Origin of the sequence: Flagellimonas olearia (assembly GCF_004150225.1) — a bacterium.
GTDB lineage: Bacteria > Bacteroidota > Bacteroidia > Flavobacteriales > Flavobacteriaceae > Flagellimonas > Flagellimonas olearia.
Genome location: NZ_ML142909.1, coordinates 34,759 through 54,798 on the forward strand (window position 1 = coordinate 34,759; position 20,040 = coordinate 54,798).

A 20,040-nucleotide genomic window follows, 5' to 3' on the forward strand; every position below is an offset into this window, starting at 1 on the left:
TTTGTAATTTTGCATCTTATTGAACATGCTATGAAAAAGGTGGTTATCGGACTTTCCGGCGGAGTGGATTCAAGTGTCTCGGCTTATCTCTTAAAAGAGCAGGGCTACGAGGTTATTGGCCTTTTTATGAAGAATTGGGTCGATGATTCCGTAATCCTATCCGAAGAATGCCCATGGGTAGAGGACAGCAACGATGCACTCATTGTTGCTGAAAAGTTGGGGATTCCATTTCAAACGGTAGATTTGAGTGCGGAGTACAAGGAACGTATTGTGGATTATATGTTCAGTGAATACGAAAAGGGGAGAACTCCCAATCCCGATGTACTGTGCAATCGCGAGATAAAGTTTGATGTTTTCCTGAAAATTGCACTGCAGTTGGGTGCCGACTATGTGGCCACGGGCCATTATTGTAGAAAAGGCATTCTTAAAAACGAGGACGGTACCGAAACCTACCAATTGTTGGCAGGAAAGGACCAGAATAAAGACCAGTCCTATTTTTTGTGCCAGCTTTCGCAGGAACAGCTTTCCAAAACCCTGTTTCCCATTGGGGAACTGACCAAGCCCGAGGTGCGTAAGATAGCCACAGAGAACGATTTGATTACCGCAGATAAAAAGGATTCCCAGGGACTTTGCTTTGTGGGCAAGGTGCATCTACCCGAATTTTTGCAACAAAAACTCAAACCCAAAAAAGGGGTGATTGTTGAGGTGCCCACCACAGCCTCACAGTTTTCGGTCACTGTTCCCAGATTTCAAAACAAGCGGGAAGAGTTGGCTTTTAATGCTGAAAAACCAGTTTATGCCCAATCTGATGGAAAGGTAGTGGGAGAACACCAAGGCGCCCATTATTTTACCATTGGGCAGCGTAAAGGACTTAATGTGGGGGGCACCAAGGAACCTTTGTTTGTCATTGAGACCGATGTGGACAAGAACATAATTTACACCGGGCAAGGGAAAGCCCACCCTGGATTATACCGTCATACCTTGTTTGTAAAAGAGGACGAATTGCATTGGGTGCGCCCGGATTTGGCCTTGGAGGTAGACGGAACCATGGAGGTCATGGCAAGAATACGGTACAGACAACCCTTGCAAAAAGCCACTTTGTATAAAACTGAAACGGGCTTATATGTGGATTTTGAAGAAAAACAATCTGCCATTACCGAAGGTCAGTTTGTGGCTTGGTATATTGATGATGAACTGGTGGGGTCGGGAGTGATATCATAATCAAAAAAATGATTGAATGAATCCTAAATTGAAAAGTATACTAGAAGATGTATGGTGGAATATTGGTATAGTGTGTACTTCGATTTTTGTTTTTACAGTTTTTGCCATGTCGGCACCGGACCTTGATAGAGCGGGATTAGGTGGACTAGCTAATCTTTTTTTTCCTGGTTTGATAGGAGTTTTTACAATCATAATTTATTTTTTGACACGCATTTTTGCGAATGAGTGGAATTGGATTATTACTCTGGCAGGAGTAGTTTTTATGGCTTATGTGTCAACAATGCTTTTTTTTGATAGATTTTAAATGCGTAACAGAATCACTGAACTTTTCGGAATTGAATATCCCATTATCCAAGCAGGGATGGTCTGGGCCAGTGGTTGGCGTTTGGCCTCCGCGGTTTCCAATGCAGGAGGTTTGGGGTTGTTGGGGGCAGGGAGTATGTATCCCGATGTCTTGGAAGAGCACATCATAAAATGTAAGAAGGCAACAGATAAACCTTTTGGGGTCAATGTTCCCATGCTGTACCCCGATATCGATAAATTGATGCGGATCATTGTGGACCATGGGGTGAAAATCGTATTCACTTCCGCTGGAAACCCCAAGACATGGACCAGCTTTCTCAAAGAAAACGGAATTATCGTGGTACATGTGGTGAGCAGTCTAAAGTTTGCCTTGAAAGCAGAAGAAGCTGGAGTGGACGCCATAGTGGCCGAAGGCTTCGAAGCAGGAGGCCATAACGGAAGGGACGAGACCACGACCATGGTGCTGATTCCCTCGGTCAAAGAGAAAATAGAGATTCCACTCATTGCCGCTGGAGGTATTGCCAGCGGAAGAGCAATGCTCGCAGCGATGGTCTTGGGTGCCGATGGTGTCCAAGTGGGTAGCCGTTTTGTAGCCAGTCCTGAAGCCTCATCCCACGAACTTTTTAAGCAATGGGTGGTAAAGGCCCAGGAAGGGGATACCCAACTGACCTTGAAGGAACTGGCACCGGTACGACTACTGAAGAACAAGTTTTTCCAAGACGTTCAAGAAGCCTATGCCCATGGAGCCACGGTAGAGGAATTAAAAGCACTGTTGGGCAGGGCTAGGGCCAAACGAGGGATGTTTGAAGGTGATATGGAGGAAGGGGAGTTGGAAATAGGCCAAGTGTCCGGTTTGATACATGATATTACCCCAGCTGCGGAAATTGTCCGGGAAATGATGGCGGAATTCAACCTTGCCAGACAAAAAACACAAGAGTATTAGCAGTTTAGCGGTATAAATGCGCAACTTTTTCATACTTTTAACCGCGCATGAGAACACTAATCCCCACATTGGTCCTTTTTATGCTCGTTTCGCATGGATATAGTCAAGTGGAGCGGGACAAAGCACTTCATTTTTTAGGAGGTAATCTTTTCGGTCTGGCCGGAGCAGGTATTGCCAAACAAATGTCCGAGGGCAATCGGGTGTGGACCTTTGTAGGTTCCGTAGCCGGAAGCGCCCTTGTTGGGGTGGCCAAAGAAGCGGTGGATGCGGGGCAAAGCGGAAACGGTTGGGACAATGACGACTTGGCCGCTACCGTACTCGGAGGGGTCACGGTAGGGGTTACCATCGACATCTTTTCCAAAAAGAAGGACAAAAAAAGGCTAAGGGGCAATTATGCGTCCGTTCCCAAAAGAAAGTTGAATATCCCGAGCCATGAAAAGGATACAGAGGCGCTGGTGTTACAGACCATGCCATTGTCTTTGAACTCCCTTACGCTTTTTCCAGCAATGGAAGAGTAAGGAATTTGAAATTAAATAAGTCCCCGAGCTTTTATTTCCAAGTATTTGTTGATGGTGCTGATGGTCAAGTTTTCAGGCTTGGTCAAAATGGTTTGGATACCATGTTTGCGCAATTCGTTCACAATCAGCTTTTTTTCGTAAATGAACTTTTCCGCCATGGTCTGATCAAAAATTTGACGAACGGTTTCCGCTTCCCTGTCCGCAAATTCATTCAGCTCCGTATTTTCAAAGAAGATGACTACCAATAAATGCTGTTTGGCCATGGCCAACAAATAGGGCAATTGTCTATGCAAGGCATCCAGCGTTTCAAAATTGGTGTAGAGTAGAAGGAGGCTACGCTGGTTCAGATTTCGTTTCACATCAACGTACAAACGGCTAAAATCACTTTCAATAAAATTGGTTTCCAGATTATATAGCGTTTCCAGGATGAGGTTCATTTGTGAGCTTCTCCGTTCGGCCACGACCCGGTTCTCTATCTTATTGCTAAAGGAGAACATACCTGCTTTATCCTGTTTTTTTAGTGCAATATTACTGATGACCAAGGTGGCATTGATGGCATAATCCAAAAGACTCAACCCATTGAAAGGCATTTTCATGACCCTTCCCTTATCGATGACCGAATAAATAGGTTGGGATTTTTCGTCTTGGAATTGGTTGACCATGAGTTGTCCCCGCTTTGCGGTAGCTTTCCAATTGATGTTGCGTATGTCATCGCCCAGAACGTAATCCTTGATCTGTTCGAACTCCATGGTGTGCCCGATGCGTCTTATTTTTTTCAACCCATATTCATGAAGCCGATTGGTAAATGCAATAAGGTCGTATTTCTGCAACTGCAAAAAAGAGGGATAAACAGGTACCTCCTGGGCTTGGTCAAAACTATATTTCCGAGCCAGTAACCCAATGGGGGAACTGGCAAAGATGTTTAGGCTCCCAAAAGAATACACGCCCCTTTCTGTGGGCCGTAGCTCGTAATCATAGGTTTTGCTATTGCCCGAAGCTATTTTGCTGACCAGACCGAAATCCCTTTTTTGGAACTGAAAGGGAATTTCATCAATGATCTTTACCACTACCTGAAAAAGATAGGTGTTGGTAATTTTCAACAGGATGGGGTTCTCGTCCCCATTGGAAAGCTTATCGGGGAGCACACGTTTCCCTTCAATTCTTCCTTTGGAAGCGAACAGCAACAATACATCAACAATAACAAGGAGGACCAAAAGGTAGAACAAAACCTTTACGGCGCCATACAGATTAGGTATCATGAAGGATACCAAAAAACCAACGATGATAGCCGTCAAGGCTATAAAAAATCGTTTCTGCAGGTATATGGGCCTAAAAAGTTTCTTCACAATTCGTCTATCTGGGAATTTCTATGCTGTCCACAATTTGCTTCACCACCTGTTCCGAGGTCAGGCCTTCCATTTCTCGCTCCGGGGTAAGCATAATACGGTGCCCCAAAACCGGACTGGCCACGCTTTTGATATCGTCCGGGGTAATAAAATCCCTCCCGTTGATAGCGGCCAAGGCCTTGGAGGCATCCATAATGGCAATGGAAGCCCGTGGCGATGCCCCTAAATAGAGGTTGGCGTTGGTTCGGGTATTGTCCACAATGGAGGCGATGTATTTTAATAGGTTCTTTTCAACCACAATCTCTTTGATTGTGCTCTGGTAACCCGCTATTTGTTGGGCCGATAGCAGGGCACTGACCAAGTCTTCCTCAATTCGGGTCTTTTGCTCGTGCTTGCTTTCCAGAATCTGTATTTCTTCCTCAAGGGAAGGGTAGTTGACCTTGATTTTAAATAGAAAACGGTCCAATTGGGCTTCGGGCAAGCGATAAGTACCTTCCTGCTCAATGGGATTTTGTGTGGCAAACACCAAAAAGGGTGGTTCCATGGCGTATTCCACACCGTCCATGGTAATCTGTCGCTCGGCCATAGCTTCAAAAAGGGCGGCTTGGGTCTTGGCCGGGGCGCGGTTGATTTCATCGATCAAAATGATGTTGGAGAACAAAGGCCCTTTTTTAAACTCAAACTCCGAAGATTTGAGGTTAAAGATGGAAGTCCCCAAAATATCGCTGGGCATAAGGTCCGGCGTAAACTGTATGCGACTAAAATCCACATCCATGGTCTTGGCCAGCAGTTTTGCGGTAACGGTCTTGGCCACGCCGGGAACCCCCTCGATCAGGGAATGCCCATTGGCCAAAATGGAAATGATGAGTAGCTCAATCATGTCCTGTTGTCCGATGATGACCTTGCCCAATTCGGATTTTATCCCGGAAACGGCTTCTTGCAGTTGGGTAAGATCTATCCGATTGCTAAATTGTAAGGCGTCGTCTTGTTGTTCGTTTTCTTCCATGGTTACAGCTTAAATGCGTTTATTTTTTTATTGAGTTCTATGCTATCCTGCTCAGTATGGGTCTTTTTTTGTTTCAGATGGAGGATAAATTCAATCAAACCTTTGGTCTCTTCCATACTTTTCCCGGCGCGCGATGCCAAAACCTGAATGGTTTTTTCGCTGAGTGTTCCCGTATCGATATGGTAGCGACTTCTCAAATGAGCTAGAAAATAGTTTATTTTTTTGTGGACCAAGTCCGTGTAATCCTTGTTTTGATGATAAAGTGACCCAACCGCTTGGGCAAACTCTACCGAGGAATTTTTTAAGGGTTCAATGACCGGAATGATGCGTTGTTCCCGTTTTCCCCGAAACAGTACAAAAACCAAAATGCCCAAAACCGCCAAATAGTAGGCCCATTTCAGCGAACCCTGTGTCAGCACAAAACGCATGGGGGAATCTATGATGATGCGACCCGCTTTTTTGTAGTTGTCCCAATAGAGCTGCTCATTATCCTCCAAATACGAGAAGGTATGCAATGCATAGTCCTGGTTTCCCTTGAGCATATAATAATTGGAGTAGGCCTGTGGGGTGGTATTGATGATAAAGTTGCCCTTCCCAAATTGGGTTTTGATGAAATTGGGCTTGGTGACCTTTTCATCGGGTTGTCCCTCCAAAAAGTTTTCTTTGGTATAGGTGATATGCCCCAGAATGGTGGTGCTGGTGGAATCTACACTTGTAAAATGGGAATTGAAAATACCTCTGGACAATTCAAATTTCTTGGTGTTGAAGTTGGAATGGGTCAAGTTCAGTACTGCGGTTCCCTCTTTGAGGGAATAATCAGAACCAATGGAAATGTTCAAGGTATCCATCAAAGGCCAACCAAAACCTGTAGCGGCCATAAAGACCGTGTTCCCTTGGTGTACATAGTCCAAAAGCTGATGGGTTTCCTGTTCGTCCAAGTCTACATATTCGTTGATGATTATATAATTGGACGACAATAAGATATCCCTTTCCACCAAAGCATCGTACACACTTTCCTGGACGGTTTCAATGCTGCTGTTGGGAAAAATGTTGGGCAGTTCGGAATAAAGGACGTAGCACCCAAAAGGGATTTTGTCCACTGCCGTATAGGACGGCCTCCAGTTGATGGGTTTGGGCCGTACCATTTCCGTGATGATGATTCCCAGAACCACCAAGGCAAATAGAGCAATGACTATTTTCGATTTACGGTCCATGGTCATTACGGAATTAAAAGGTTCAGGGTGTCAAATCGGGAGCTGGTCTTGGCGTAACCTTGTTCATCAATAGGTTGCTCACCATACCAAATGTTTTCATAGAGGTAGGATGCTTTTTTGAACTCTTCCTGCAGTCGGGCTTCCTTAATCTCCCTGCCATAGTCCAGATTGGTCTTGTCAAAGTGCCACTCAATAATACTCTTTTGGGAGAGGAGTTTCAGGACTCTCAGGAATTGGTAACGTACCGCCAATCGGTAATCTTTTTGTTTTAGGGCGGCATCCATGAGGGCATCCAGGTCTATGGCCTCGATATGGTGTTCGGAAAGGTCTATATCCACAATGGATTTGGCCTTTTTTGAAAAAATGGCATTGAACTTCTCGTTGATGAACATACGGACAAGCAGATAAATGGCCAAAAGGCCCATCAAGCCATAGATGATATACTCCAAAATCAGTAAGGTCTGTGGGGAAATATCAAGACCAAAGGTTTCCCCAAGACCATTGAGCACCCATCTAATAAATCGCGCCAATAAATTGGAAGATTCCCCCGTCTTGACTTCGTAGTTAAACTCATCCCCCGTATATTTTTGGGAAAGTTCTTCGCCGATTTGCCGGTCGGTGAGTACCGATGCCTCATCAACAGGTATGGGAATACTGTCGTTTTGGGCCATGGAAGTCATGGTCCAAATCAAAAGGAATATGGTGGCAATGCGCTGGATCACTGATCGGATTGTCCTATTTGTTCAATTTTGCTTCGGGTGTTCACATTATAGGTTTTTTCGTGCAGGGCATAAAAAAGGATGCCATTCACGAATTGTGATAGGCATTGGGCATAGATCATAAGGATGAGCAACAGGCAAAGCCCCAAGGTATAAACCACTGTGGAAACCACGGAAGCTCCCACATCAACACTACTTTCCACAACATGAAAGGTATATACCCCAATAATGATCATGGGAATGAGCAAAATGATGAAAAACAACAGACCATTGAGCAGTCCCAAAATAAAGTTGACGCCGATGGCTCTCCAAAAGTTCTTACTGATAAGGTTCCATCCCTCACCAAAACCTTCCGTAACCCCTTTTTTTTCTGAAAGCATGCTAAAATAAGAGACTCCTACCCAGCTGGTTATAAAAAACTGAAGGATATACTGGGCAAACATGCCCAACAGCGGAATAAAGGCGAAAATTATTGAAGCAATAATAAAGCCCAAATAAATGGGAATGAGCAACAGGATGAAAAGCAAGGTATTGCCCAAGTTGTCTTTGGTCAGTTCCCACACCTTGGTCTTGTCAAAATGCATTCCTTTGTGTTCCTCGTACTTGATCAGGTAAGAAGAACTTAAACTAAAGTTTAGGCCTCCAACCACTAAAAAAATCAAAAAGAACAGGATGCCCCCGGCAATGATATAATACCAGTAGGTGTCGTCAGTGCTTTGACCGCCACCGATTCCATAGATACCGGAACTTTCCGAAATCAACCCCACAAAACCGGACACCAATAGATAACTGGTGATCAAAAGACCAATAAGGAATATTCCATTATAGCTAAGAAAAACATTGGTGAATTTCTTGATGTTCTGCCTTAAAAATTCAAAGTAGGTGGTAAGGATGTCCCCAAAATCACGGTTGATCCTAAGTTCTATGTATTTGTCTTTCATGTGATCTATTGAGTACAATTGGATAAACGATATAGTAATACACAATGAGGAACAACGATCCCCCAATGATTAAAAACGCCAACCAGTTAGGCATATTGGCGTAGCGGGTTATAAAGCCTTCAATAAAACCCGCAATGATAAAGAAGGGAATGGTACTCACCACCACCTTTAAACCATCTTTGGCGCCTTTCATAAAGGAAACCCGCCTGGAAAATGTTTTGGGAAACAAAATACTGTTGCCCATAATGAGTCCGGCACAACCCGCAATGATAATAACCGAAATTTCTATGGTGCCGTGCAGCCAAATTTGTCGGTTGGCCTCAAAAAACACCCCTTTGGTATAAAAAAAGGTGACAAAGGCACCCAACATAACCCCATTACTGAATAAAATATAGGCGGTCCCTATACTGGTGATTACCCCAAAGGCAAAGGCCAGGAAGGCCACCCGGATATTGTTGATGGTAATGCCCAAAAAAGTTCCGATTTCACTTCCGTTTTTATAAATGGCGGTTGGCTCCCCTTTGGCAATATTGTTCAAGGTCTCGTTCACATAGGCATCTCCCAAAATAAGTCTAAGGAAGGCAGAATCATTGATGGCGGAAATACATCCAATGGCTGTGGCCACCGCAAAAATTAAGAAGGCCACCCCCAAAGTGCTGTGATATTGTTTAAAAAACAGCGGAAATTCCTTGGCCCAAAATTCAATGATACGGTTACCGGATTCCTTTTTGTTCCTATAAATTTTTTGATGTGCCTGTGAGGCCAGGGAATTCAAGTACAATAAAGTCTTGCTTTCTGCGTAATACGTTTGTGCGTAGGCCAAATCGTTTGTGAGTTGGATGTAGCCATCCACAAGGGCATCGGGGTCGGTATGGGAACCCATGGAAATTGCTTTTTCAAAAGCAATCCATTTTTCCTTATTTTGTTTCACAAAAGCAGCCTCGCGCATACGTGGAAAATTCCTATCAGTTAAAATTACGGTTATATGGATAACCTCCAAATCAATACAACGCAAAATGTCAACTTAGATTATAAAATCGTTGGTATTGGAGAGCGAATCGTGGCTTTCCTCATCGATGGACTCATCCTGTACATGTATGCGTTTCTGGTGAACCTGGTAAGTGATGTCTTGGGTTATATCTATGAGGATACTTGGACCCAGCGTGGGTTGGCGGCCCTTATTTTTTTACCAGCTATGTTTTATTCATTGTTGATGCACAGCTTGTTCAACGGACAGACCGTGGGCAAAATGTTGATGAAAATGCGGGTGGTCCGTTTGGATGGCACCCCGGTACACTGGAGCAACCTTTTGGTGCGATGGATGCTTCGGCTGGTGGACATTTGGATTTTTTTGGGCTCCATAGGCATATTGAGCATCCTGTTTTCAGAAAAACGCCAACGGGTAGGGGATGCTGCAGCGGGCACGGTGGTCATCAGTACCAAAAAGAAGACCAAGGTCTCCCATACCATTTTGGAGGAGGTCCATAACGAGTACATTCCACAGTTTACCAACGTTACCTTGCTTACGGACAAAGATGTGAGGTTAATCAAGGAAACGTTTTACATCGCTAAAAAAAGTGGGGATTTTAAGACCTTGACTGCGCTTCGGGTAAAAGTGGAAAGCATTCTCCAGACCAATTCGCAGCTCTATGATGTTCCGTATTTGGATACCGTTCTAAAGGATTATAACTACTATACCCAAAACATGTAGGTATGCTGTATCAGGTAATAGATATTTTAGGTACGGTGGCCTTTGCCATATCTGGGGTCTTGGTGGCCATGGAAAAGAAGTTGGACCTTTTTGGGGTACTCATCATTGCCTTTGTCACCTCCATTGGTGGAGGAACCTTGCGCGATCTTCTCATTGGAAACACACCAGTGGTCTGGATGCGTGATCTCACCTATGTCACCACCATATTTATCACGGTGGTCTTGGCCATTATTTTTGTGAATCAACTTAAATATTTAAGAAGATCCCTTTTCTTGTTTGATACCATAGGCATCGGTCTTTACACCATGTTGGGTGTGGAAAAGGGCCTTCAAGCTGAACTTTTACCGGTAATGTGTATTGCCTTGGGGACCATGACCGCCTGTTTTGGGGGAGTGATTAGGGATATGCTCTGTAATGAGATTCCCATTATTTTTAGAAGAAAGGAAATTTATGCCACTACTTGTATTTTGGGTGGGGCAAGTTATTTCTTGTTTGTGACCTTTCCCATTCCTGAAGATTATGCCTATATCGCGGCGATTATGGTCGTGATCGGTTTGAGGCTCTTGGCCGTTAAGTTTGATATACGTTTGCCCAACATCTACAGCAAGGAAGCATAGTTTCAAGAGATTTCCATAGATCCATGTATCATCGTCTGACGGCATTAACCTTTGGTTAATGGAATTAACCCTTTGTTAAGCTTTCTTACTTTCTTGTTAATCTCCCCCTGTGCCATATAGTCCTACTTTGGCACCAAGTTTAGTTGTCTTTATAAATACTAGCAAGGCCGTCCTACTTAGGTCGGCCTTTTTAGCTAAACCATCAACCAATCAATCAGTATTATGAAATCTAAAAAACTACTTTACATCCTTTGTGGTTCGGTCCTTCTCTTTTTTGGAGTTAAAAGCGTTCGGGCGCAAGGATGTGTGGCCATTAGGCACTTCTCCTCATGTGTGGGCAATACTTTGGAAAGCAATTTATTGGGCCCGGGTGATATCCAAATTGGCACTAACTATCGCTATTTTAAATCGTTTAGACATTTTAGGGGAACGGAGGAAGAACCGGACAGGGTCGCCAATGGGTCCGAAGTGATCAACCATTCCCATTCTTGGGATTTTTTCCTCACGTATGGGATTACGGACCGATTGTATACCAGCATTACCATTCCTACGGTGATCAACACCAGATCTTCTTTATATGAGCATGGAAGGGAGGAACGGAACATGACCTATTCCAGAGGTCTGGCAGACATAAGGGTCGGTCTGGGCTATTGGTTGTTCGATTTGGAAAAACACCAGAACGGAAACTTGGCTTTGGGTCTGGGATTGAAATTACCCACCGGCAACTACAACGCCTCGGACATATTTTACAATGTGGGGCCAGAAGGAAGCCCCCAGGTAAGGCCTGTAGATCAAAGTATCCAACCGGGCGATGGTGGTTTCGGGATTACCTTGGATTTCCAATTTTACCAAAAGATAGCCGAAAAGTTTTTTGCCTATGGAGGGGGGTTCTATTTGCTCAACCCTAGGGAAACCAACGGAACGAGAACGTTTCGGGAAACCTTGAGCCCCATTCTTGAGAATGAGGCCATCATGGCCGTTCCAGACCAATTTTCAGTACGGGCTGGGGTGAGCCATAGCTTCTCTAACACCATCTCTGGGTCTTTGGGAGCACGATATGAAGGCGTTCCCGTAAAGGATCTTATAGGCGGCAATGAAGGATTTAGGAGACCGGGGAATGTACTCTCCATAGATCCTGGAATTGCTTTTATGAAAAATAATTTCTCATTGAACCTGAATGTACCCTTCGCGGTGCGAAGAGATCGTCCACAAAGTGTGACCGATAAACAAACTGAGGAAGCCACCGGAAACCCAAGGAACGGTGACGCCGCTTTTGCGGACTATTTGATCAATGTTGGGGTGTCCTATCGGTTTGCGAACAAAAAAGTAAAGGTGGATCCAGCCTTGATGAACGAATTCAAAAATTAGGAGATAGTATGAAGCAGACCGCAAAGCACAATTTTCTGGCAATTACCATTGGGGTGGTATATCTGTGGTTTGGGGCCCTTAAGTTTTTTCCGGACCTCAGTCCGGCCGAAGGCTTGGCCAAGAGTACCATTCATATGCTTACGTTCGGTCTTATCCCGGATACCGTATCTATAATTTTATTGGCCCTTTGGGAAACCATGATAGGGGTATGCCTGATATTTAACCTATGGCGCAGGACCATGGCGGTATTGGCCTTGGCACATATGGTATTCACTTTTTCGCCTTTGCTTTTCTTTCCTGATCAGGCCTTTGGCGAGGGACCGCTCTATCTAACCTTGGTGGGCCAGTATATCATTAAGAACCTTATCATCATTGCGGCACTTTTAAATCTTGTTGATTTTAGTGCGGAGCATATCAAAAACAAGCTCAAATATTCAATTCCGTCACCAGCAGGACTCCATCGTTTAGGATTGATTGGTGAAAGGATCCATCAAAAAAATCTCAAAAAAAGTAAATGATACAACAAAGGCAATCCCACTTACTGGGAACCCTCCTATGCTTTCTATTTTTAAGTATTTCCTCTTTTTCGCAAACCAAACTCACCGGCAGGGTGGTCGATGCTACCGATTTACAACCCTTGATCGGGGCGCAAATTATTTTGCAGAATGGTCAATTGGGGGGTGTCACCAATGAAAGCGGATACTTCGAATTCAATGTCGATACAGAAACACAAAGCATCCTGATAAAGTATTTGGGATATGAAGAAAAGCAGATTACCATAACCTCTACCACCAGTGATTTGGGAATCTTGGAACTCAAAAGGGCCAACACTACTTTGGATGAGGTTATTGTGAGCGCTTCGCCCCAAAACTTTAAAGAGGATTTTAAGGGCAGTAATTTTCGTATTAATCCGGTTGCATTAAAGAGAATCAATCCATTGAGTACGGAGGAAGTACTGCGTACCATTCCCGGAGTCAACATTGTTGGGGACATGGGATTGTCCAACAGGCCCAACATTAGTATACGTGGGTCTTGGGGGCGACGATCAAAAAAGGTATTGCTCATGGAGGATGGGACACCATCTGCCCCGGCACCGTATATAGCTCCAGGCGCCTATTACAATCCTGTAAGTGATCGGATTGCTTCCATAGAAGTATACAAGGGGGCAGATATGCTCAAATACGGACCCAATAATATGTATGGTGCAGTAAACTACATTACTGCCTTGCCACCCCAAAAACCTACCTTGCGGTTAAAACTCACGGGAGGTCAGCGCAATTATACATCAGGACTGTTCTCCTACGGAGGTACTTGGAACAATATAGGTGGATTGGTGGAAGGTGTATATAAAAAGTTCGATGGATTCACGGACAATTCCTCCGTGGAAATATTGAATCTGAACGCCAAGATTTTTGCCAAATTATCCGAGAATCAATCCCTGTACTTCAAAGTCAGTGGACAGTTTGAGGATAACCAGGCCTCTTTGAGTTCCCAGACCCCATTTACCTTTGAGACCGATCCTACCCAAAACCCATTGGATGCCGATCAGTTTACCATGAGGCGATATGGAGTGGACATTATCCACAAATGGCTGCCCACGGAGCAATCCAGTTTTACGACCAAGGTGTATGCTTCTGATTTTGAAAGGGATTGGTGGCGACAGGTCACTACCAAGGTAAGGGCCTCTGAGGTGCAGGGTTATGTAGGTCCAGATATTTTTAACCAACGGTATGGCTACCTGAACGGAAAATCCTTTGATGATGAAGACTATGTCATTGTAGGTCGTGTGGTGGACGGATTGGAAAGTACGACCGATAGCCGTTGGATTTATAAGGTATCCGGAATTAAGGAAACTTTCAAGACCGCATGGGAGGCATTCAATGCCCCCAGTCATTTTGAAGCTAGTATCAACCTGCACAGGGAAACCTTTAAAGATGTGTTCTTGGAGGCCGATAACACCCGATGGGCACGCTATGGGACAGCTACCAAAGACCTTTGGTATCGATTATGGTCCGTAAATGGCTATGTGAGGAACGAGTTTCAAATAGGTAAGATAGGCGTCATTCCCATTTTACGCTTTGAACATGTGGACATGTACCGTCAAGATTTGATTGCACAAGCCCAAGACCCCACCCTTCAAGGTACAACAGAGGGTAGGGAGCCCAATGTGTATGATCAGTTTTTACCGGGACTCACCATCAATCGTGAATATAAGAATGGAGAATTCTTCGGGAGCATCTATCAGGGAATGATCGCTCCATCCAAAGTCTTTGGTTTTTTGGTGGAACAGGATGGTGTGGTGACCAATCCACTAGAAGGGCAAAGTATAAACATTGACCCGGAACTGAGTTGGAACAAGGAAGTGGGATGGCGTGGCAGTCTTTTTGGGAACAGCATCAATGGCCAATTGACCTATTTCCACAATGCCAGTCGAAATTTTTATGCCGGGGGGCGCAATGAGGTGTTTCAAGAGTTGGGAAAGATCAATGTACAAGGAGTGGAAATGGCCTTTAATGCCGAAGTTTTGAACGATGGAGGGCATCAACTCCATTTATTGGGAAACCTTACCTACATGCATTCCAAGGTAAAAGAAGGTAGGCTGGAAGACAAAGATCTTTTTTCCCAAGTGGTGCATAGCACGGACACCCAAAATGAATATATCCAGAAAGTGAATTCGAACCGAAATGCCTATGAGGTTTATGCCGATAATGGAGGAGGGGAGACCTTACTGACGGATGCAACTTTGGATGCTTCGGATTTTCCCAACATTACCAGGAGCATCATCACCTTTGGCGATGGGGGCATCAAAGATGCCGAGGCACCCTACACGCCCAAAATCAACATGACCGTTGGGTTAAATCATGATTGGAAAGGGTGGTCAAGTGGTATCAATTTGCATTATGTGGGCGAACAGTTTACCGAGTTCCACAATTTTGAACAGGAATCGGCGGATGGTGCCATTGGAAAATTGCCATCGTTTACCACGGTGGACGCCTTTGTCAACTATGATTTTAAAATAGGTGACCAAATGGACGCCACAGTTTTTGTGAACGGGAAGAACATAACGGACCGGGTGTACAGGGCATCACGGTTGAACAGGGCCACTTCTGGGGTTTTTGCAGGAGGGTTCAGGCAAATCATATTCGGGATCAACCTGAAAATATAAGTCAGCCTTTTGATGGTCCCTGTGGAAGGTTAAAGTACTTCCGCTTTTAGGATGTATATGCTTTTCCAAGGCCAGTCCCCATCACCAACGGGAACTTGGTTTATGGCGTCCACAACATCCATTCCTTCAATGACGCGGCCAAAGGGCGTGTAAGCACCATCCAAATGGTAAGACCCTGGTTTGGTGACTACAATAAAGAATTCATACGGGGAGGCCAATTTGTGTGGGTTGTCCCGCTCGCTACTGGGCATGGATATGGTACCCCTATGGTGCTTGTGTCCTTTTTGGGTATCGGGCGGAAGCAGGTATCTTCCTATTTTAACCCGTTTTTGGGCCGTTTTTTTGTCATCGGAATTTCCTCCTTGGATGATAAAATCCTTCACCACTCGATGAAATTGGGTGCTGTCAAAATACTTCTTGCGGGCCAGATAAATAAAGTTTGCCTTGTGATAAGGAACATTGTCAAAGAGCTCAATGGTAAAGCTTCCCATGGTAGTGGTGAGTTTTACCTTGTCCTTCTTAAGGTTCTTGGCATAATCAAAAAAGAAGTCGATGGCATTTTCCTCATCCAACACAAAGGCTTCTTCTTTTTCCTCTTCGGGCTCAGGGGTTTTATTGCTTTCAGCTGGGATGGAATCCTTTTTAAAGCTGTTTTCCGTTGTTTTGGATGTATCTTTTTTAGGGTTTTCTCCACAGGATACCAGAAAAAATAATAGTATACTTGTGGCCAAAGCCGATGCTTTCAATACCATGAATTTTATCGATTTTAGTGAAATAGCCCTAAAAATAAAAGATCTTCCCCTACCCGGGGAGGAATCCCACTATAAAATGTCTCCGGAACTTCGGGTGCAATGGTTAAAATCCAATAGGGTAGAGGAAAGAAAAACCAAGAAGGCAGGGGTCATGGCCCTATTTTATCCAGATGTGGAACAAGAGGCAAGGTTGCTGCTGATTCTTCGTAAGGCTTACGAAGGTGTGCATTCCAACCAAATAGGGTTTCCAGGTGGCAAGGTGGAGCTTGAGGATCGGGACCTTTTGGACACGGCGCTTCGCGAGACCCATGAAGAGGTTGGGGTGGTCCCTGCGGCGGTTGAGGTAATCAAGGAACTCAGCAATGTGTATATTCCCCCAAGCAATTTTATGGTAACTCCTTTCATGGGAATCTATCCAGAACCAGAACCTTTTGTCCTCCAGGAAACCGAAGTGGAACGTTTGGTGGAGGTATATGTAAAGGATTTTTTGGATGATGCCAACCTGATTGAGGAAATCCTGACTACTTCCTATGCAAAAAACATTCGTGTACCCGCTTATAAATTAAATGGTTATACTGTCTGGGGTGCTACGGCCATGATGCTGAGCGAGATTAGGGAACTTTTACGGCAAGTGCTTTGACCGCTATTTTGTAAATTTGCCCCCAACAATTGTACTATGGGTCTATTCAAGAAAAATCCTTTTGGTCATATCCTGTTTTTAAAACGCTGGTTGATACGCGTTGCGGGAGCAATGACCCATCAGCGTTATAAAGGATTCAATACCCTTGAAATAGAAGGCTCCCAGGTGATACGTGACCTGCCGGAGACCAATGTGCTTTTTGTAAGCAATCACCAGACCTATTTTGCTGATGTTGTGGCCATGTTCCACGTTTTCAATGCCAGTTTGAAGGGGAGGGACGATTCCATTAAAAATTTGGCCTATCTCTGGAATCCCAAGCTCAATATTTATTATGTGGCGGCCAAGGAAACCATGAAGAAAAGTCTGCTCACCAAAATTTTGGCCTATGCGGGATCTATAAGCATTGAGCGCACATGGCGTGCCGATGGGCAGGATGTGAACCGACAGGTGAAATTCAGTGACATCAGCAATATAGCCAAGGCCTTGGACGATGGGTGGGTGATTACCTTCCCTCAAGGTACCACAACCCCATGGAAACCCTTACGAAAGGGAACTGCCCATATTATAAAGCGGTACAAACCCGTGGTGGTGCCGGTGGTCATTGATGGGTTTAGACGTTCGTTTGATAAAAAGGGACTTCGGGTCAAAAAGAAAGGGATTTTACAGTCCATGCAGATCAAACCGCCTTTGGATATTGATTATGATAACGAGTCCATTGATTCTATCTTGGAAAAATTGGAATACGCCATTGAGCAGCATCCTTCTTTCTTAAAGGTCATCTCCAAAGAAGAGCTAGCGGCCTACGAAGCAGAAAATCAAAAAAGGAGATACAGCTACCGGGGCGATTAGACTTCCAATTGTTCCAGTTCCCTATAATTTTGTTTGAGCCGTTTTAAAAGAATGCCGTAGAGCAGTCTATAGAACAACCATATCAGTAATAAAAGTAAGGCAATAAGCACTATGGATATGATCACGACCATGACCCAAAAGATGGTGGTATCTCCATTTTGTACGGCATTTTCAACAATTTGCTGCCCCTTGGAGTCATAAATAAGGATTCCGTAAATACTGATGATCATGGAGACGGTAAAAATGGCCAGATTGAACCAAACATATTGGGTGACCGTTCTTTTGACGTCCAAAATGGTCTTCATCAGTTTTTTGGAAGAGTCCGTGAAGGATATTTTTCGGTAGTTGGTATAGAACTTATAGATGAAATATAAAATGATGCCGTAGTTGATCAGGTTAAGTACTATGATGGCAGTATGGATGTGCATCGCCTTGAGTTCCTCCATGGACTCGGCATCACTGAACATGATGTTAAGCCCCGCCCAGAATACAAATTCAATAAGGCTGATGTAAAAAATCCATTTTACGATGGAAGATGATTTTTTCCATATCATCTTGTAGATTTCGTCATAGGTAAGTTTAGGAAGCTGCGCCTCCTTCTTCTGCCAATCTTTTTTCAAGAGTTCCAATTCATCCACCATGGTCTACGGATTTAATATGGTTCTTAATTTGTTTTTCACCCGGTTCATTTTAACCCTTGCATTTACCTCGGTAATCCCCAAGGTTTCCGCTATTTCGGAATAATCTTTGTCTTCAAGATACAGAAATACCAACGCTTTGTCAATATCCCCAAGCTGTCTCACGGCATCATACATCAATTTCAACTGTCGTTCTTCAGTATCATCATAGGTGTCGGCCTTGATTTTGTGTACTACCGAATCATAATCTTGGGTCTGTACCCTTCTTTTTGATTTTCGATACATGGTAATGGCCGTGTTCAGGGCCACTCGGTACATCCATGTGCTGAATTTGGAGTCTCCCCTAAACTTCGGATAGGCTTTCCATAGTTGTATGGTAATCTCTTGAAAGAGGTCACTATGGGAGTCCCTGTCGTTGGTATATAGGCTACATACTTTGTGAACAATATTTTGATTGTTCTCAAGCTCCGTCACAAAACGATGTTCCAGTTCTTTGTTCAATGGTTGGTAAGTGATTTGCTTATATGTAGCAATAAAACCGTTTTTGTTACACTACCACAAAAATGTCCTATTTTCTATAATCCAATGCCGGGGGCCTGTTGCCCAATAAAGGAATATATTTAAAATCTTCCCCGCGTCTTTCAATAAGCTCTGCCTTGGCGGCTTCAACGGTTTTTGGGTTTTTAAAAATATCCATGGCAGTCAAAGTAAGGGTCTTTGCAGCGACCATCATTCCTTTGGTGCCTATGGAAGTGCCTCCGGCCGCAACGGCTTGCCAGCTGTGCGCAGGGGTTCCTGGGACCCAGGTGGCCGTCCCCAAACCTGCCGTGGGTACGGTGAAGCTTACATCACCCACATCCGTGGAACCATAAGCTCTGGCTTCTTCCTGGTAGGGTTGTATGGTTTCAGCGGTCTTCAAATCCAAGGTTTTTGCTCCCAAGGTCTGGGAAATTTTTTCAGCGAAAGCTTTTTCTTCATCCGTATAGGTTACCCCACCCACCTTGGTGAGGTTGTCATACATGATTTTTTGAAGGGTCAGGTTGGGTAAAAGCTCGTGGGTACCCCCAATCATCTCATAATCCATGGTAGTGCCTGTTCCCAATGCAGCTCCTTCGGCAGCTTTTACAATTCGGTCGAAAATATCAATGACCACATCTCTTTTGCCATGTCGGGCATAATAGTAGACTTCGGCAAAGTCGGGTACTACGTTGGGTGCCTTTCCACCATTGGTGATCACGTAGTGTATCCGTGCATCTTGGGGAATGTGCTCACGCATCATATTGACCATATTATCCATGGCTTCAACACCGTCCAATGCAGATCTACCTCTTTCCGGGGCTCCTGCGGCGTGGGCCGAAATACCGTGAAATCTGAATTTGGCCGATTTGTTGGCCAAGGCAGCTCCGGCACTGGCAGCATTTTGTGCTCCCGGATGCCAGTGAAGGGCCACATCCACATCATTGAAGACCCCTTCCCGTACCATGTATACTTTTCCAGACCCACCTTCCTCGGCAGGACATCCATAAAACCGAATGGTTCCTTGTATCTTATTGGACTGCAACCAGTCCTTTACGGCAATGGCAGCAGCTGTGGAAGCAGTTCCAAAAAGGTGGTGTCCGCAAGCATGCCCTGCAGCTTTGTTGGCTGATGTCTTTTCTGGAACAGCCTGTTGTGATAGCCCGGGGAGGGCATCATATTCCCCTAAAATGGCGATTACAGGATACCCGGAGCCATATTCGGCCTTAAAGGCCGTGGGAATACCGGCGATTCCTTTCTCAATGGAGAAACCGGCATCGGATAAGGTTTCTTGCAGTAAAGCGGAACTTTTCTCTTCCAAATACCCCATTTCGGCAAGGTCCCAAATTTGATGGGCGATATCACCGTATTCTTGGGTTTTTGTATCCAGTTCGTTCAAAATGGTTTTTTGATTTTTTTGGGAAAAGCCTATGGCACTACAAAGAACAAGTGCCATACCGATTAGTAGGGTATTTTTCATTTTCTTGAAGTTTTTAGTCAGGCTTTAAATATACTAAAAAAAGCCTCTTTTATGGAGAGTTGCCTGCAGTGGAATGTGTACATTTACATCCA

The 20,040-nt window shown here is 44.5% G+C and carries 21 protein-coding genes; 11 read left to right on the forward strand and 10 right to left on the reverse strand.

Features of this window, described 5'->3' with window-relative positions; genetic code table 11:
- The first annotated feature begins 18 nt into the window (after positions 1-18).
- From mnmA to DN53_RS09080, 4 genes are read left to right on the forward strand one after another with little or no spacing between them, the layout of a single operon-like run.
- A complete protein-coding gene (mnmA, locus tag DN53_RS09065) occupies positions 19-1,221 on the forward strand; it encodes a tRNA 2-thiouridine(34) synthase MnmA (protein ID WP_262707908.1) in 1,203 nt (400 codons plus the stop codon).
- 16 nt (positions 1,222-1,237) lie between these two features.
- Positions 1,238-1,525, forward strand: coding sequence for a hypothetical protein (locus tag DN53_RS09070; RefSeq protein WP_129654090.1), 288 nt, complete (start codon positions 1,238-1,240; stop codon positions 1,523-1,525).
- The gene (locus tag DN53_RS09075) at positions 1,526-2,467 is read left to right on the forward strand and encodes an NAD(P)H-dependent flavin oxidoreductase (protein WP_129654091.1); all 942 of its coding nucleotides are present in this window, start codon (positions 1,526-1,528) and stop codon (positions 2,465-2,467) included. It abuts the gene before it with no gap.
- A gap of 47 nt (positions 2,468-2,514) precedes the next feature.
- Positions 2,515-2,985 (forward strand): YfiM family lipoprotein, encoded by a 471-nt coding sequence (locus tag DN53_RS09080; RefSeq protein ID WP_207211105.1) that lies wholly within the window; start codon positions 2,515-2,517, stop codon positions 2,983-2,985.
- A gap of 11 nt (positions 2,986-2,996) precedes the next feature.
- On the opposite strand, the gene DN53_RS09085 is transcribed toward DN53_RS09080, so the two are convergent.
- The 6 genes from DN53_RS09085 to DN53_RS09110 are packed head-to-tail and all read right to left on the reverse strand — an operon-like array spanning position 2,997 to position 9,160.
- The gene (locus DN53_RS09085; RefSeq protein ID WP_242502108.1) at positions 2,997-4,331 is read right to left on the reverse strand and encodes a DUF58 domain-containing protein; all 1,335 of its coding nucleotides are present in this window, start codon (positions 4,329-4,331) and stop codon (positions 2,997-2,999) included.
- A 7-nt stretch (positions 4,332-4,338) separates the two neighbouring features.
- Entirely contained in the window at positions 4,339-5,337 is a 999-nt protein-coding gene (locus DN53_RS09090; RefSeq protein WP_129654092.1) for an AAA family ATPase, read from the reverse strand.
- 2 nt (positions 5,338-5,339) lie between these two features.
- Positions 5,340-6,551, reverse strand: coding sequence for a DUF4350 domain-containing protein (locus DN53_RS09095; RefSeq protein ID WP_165357340.1), 1,212 nt, complete (start codon positions 6,549-6,551; stop codon positions 5,340-5,342).
- A gap of 5 nt (positions 6,552-6,556) precedes the next feature.
- Positions 6,557-7,273 carry a DUF4129 domain-containing protein gene (locus DN53_RS09100; RefSeq protein WP_129654094.1) on the reverse strand — a complete coding sequence of 239 codons (717 nt, stop codon included), beginning with the start codon at positions 7,271-7,273 and terminating at the stop codon, positions 6,557-6,559.
- Entirely contained in the window at positions 7,270-8,211 is a 942-nt protein-coding gene (locus DN53_RS09105; protein ID WP_129654095.1) for a hypothetical protein, read from the reverse strand. The genes DN53_RS09100 and DN53_RS09105 overlap by 4 nt, the downstream gene beginning before the upstream one ends.
- A complete protein-coding gene (locus DN53_RS09110; protein WP_129654096.1) occupies positions 8,186-9,160 on the reverse strand; it encodes a stage II sporulation protein M in 975 nt (324 codons plus the stop codon). Before DN53_RS09110 ends, DN53_RS09105 begins: the two co-directional genes overlap by 26 nt.
- Before the next feature lie 36 nt (positions 9,161-9,196).
- Between DN53_RS09110 and DN53_RS09115 the strand changes: the two genes are divergently transcribed.
- The 5 genes from DN53_RS09115 to DN53_RS09135 all read left to right on the forward strand — a co-directional run bounded on the left by DN53_RS09115 (position 9,197) and on the right by DN53_RS09135 (position 15,073).
- Entirely contained in the window at positions 9,197-9,922 is a 726-nt protein-coding gene (locus DN53_RS09115; protein ID WP_129654097.1) for an RDD family protein, read from the forward strand.
- Between the two features lie 2 nt (positions 9,923-9,924).
- On the forward strand, positions 9,925-10,539 hold the full coding sequence (locus tag DN53_RS09120) for a trimeric intracellular cation channel family protein (protein WP_129654098.1): 615 nt from the start codon (positions 9,925-9,927) through the stop codon (positions 10,537-10,539).
- 222 nt (positions 10,540-10,761) lie between these two features.
- A complete protein-coding gene (locus DN53_RS09125; RefSeq protein WP_129654099.1) occupies positions 10,762-11,907 on the forward strand; it encodes a hypothetical protein in 1,146 nt (381 codons plus the stop codon).
- 8 nt (positions 11,908-11,915) lie between these two features.
- Positions 11,916-12,425 carry a DoxX family membrane protein gene (locus DN53_RS09130; RefSeq protein WP_129654100.1) on the forward strand — a complete coding sequence of 170 codons (510 nt, stop codon included), beginning with the start codon at positions 11,916-11,918 and terminating at the stop codon, positions 12,423-12,425.
- Positions 12,422-15,073, forward strand: a complete 2,652-nt coding sequence (locus tag DN53_RS09135) for a TonB-dependent receptor (RefSeq protein ID WP_129654101.1) — start codon at positions 12,422-12,424, stop codon at positions 15,071-15,073. The genes DN53_RS09130 and DN53_RS09135 overlap by 4 nt, the downstream gene beginning before the upstream one ends.
- A 29-nt stretch (positions 15,074-15,102) precedes the next feature.
- Here DN53_RS09135 and DN53_RS09140 read toward each other — a convergent pair whose 3' ends face one another.
- Positions 15,103-15,825, reverse strand: coding sequence for a peptidylprolyl isomerase (locus tag DN53_RS09140; protein WP_129654102.1), 723 nt, complete (start codon positions 15,823-15,825; stop codon positions 15,103-15,105).
- Between DN53_RS09140 and DN53_RS09145 the strand changes: the two genes are divergently transcribed.
- Positions 15,824-16,465, forward strand: a complete 642-nt coding sequence (locus tag DN53_RS09145; RefSeq protein ID WP_129654237.1) for an NUDIX hydrolase — start codon at positions 15,824-15,826, stop codon at positions 16,463-16,465. The two genes, DN53_RS09140 and DN53_RS09145, sit on opposite strands and share 2 nt — an antisense overlap.
- Before the next feature lie 36 nt (positions 16,466-16,501).
- On the forward strand, positions 16,502-17,314 hold the full coding sequence (locus tag DN53_RS09150; protein ID WP_129654103.1) for a lysophospholipid acyltransferase family protein: 813 nt from the start codon (positions 16,502-16,504) through the stop codon (positions 17,312-17,314).
- Here DN53_RS09150 and DN53_RS09155 read toward each other — a convergent pair.
- From DN53_RS09155 to DN53_RS09165, 3 genes are all read right to left on the reverse strand, one after another.
- Complete coding sequence (locus DN53_RS09155; protein WP_129654104.1) at positions 17,311-17,955, reverse strand: hypothetical protein; 645 nt, start codon at positions 17,953-17,955, stop codon at positions 17,311-17,313. The genes DN53_RS09150 and DN53_RS09155 overlap by 4 nt on opposite strands.
- Before the next feature lie 3 nt (positions 17,956-17,958).
- Positions 17,959-18,453, reverse strand: a complete 495-nt coding sequence (locus tag DN53_RS09160; protein ID WP_129654105.1) for an RNA polymerase sigma factor — start codon at positions 18,451-18,453, stop codon at positions 17,959-17,961.
- A 67-nt stretch (positions 18,454-18,520) separates the two neighbouring features.
- Positions 18,521-19,948, reverse strand: coding sequence for an amidohydrolase (locus tag DN53_RS09165; protein WP_129654106.1), 1,428 nt, complete (start codon positions 19,946-19,948; stop codon positions 18,521-18,523).
- Positions 19,949-20,040 lie beyond the last annotated feature (92 nt).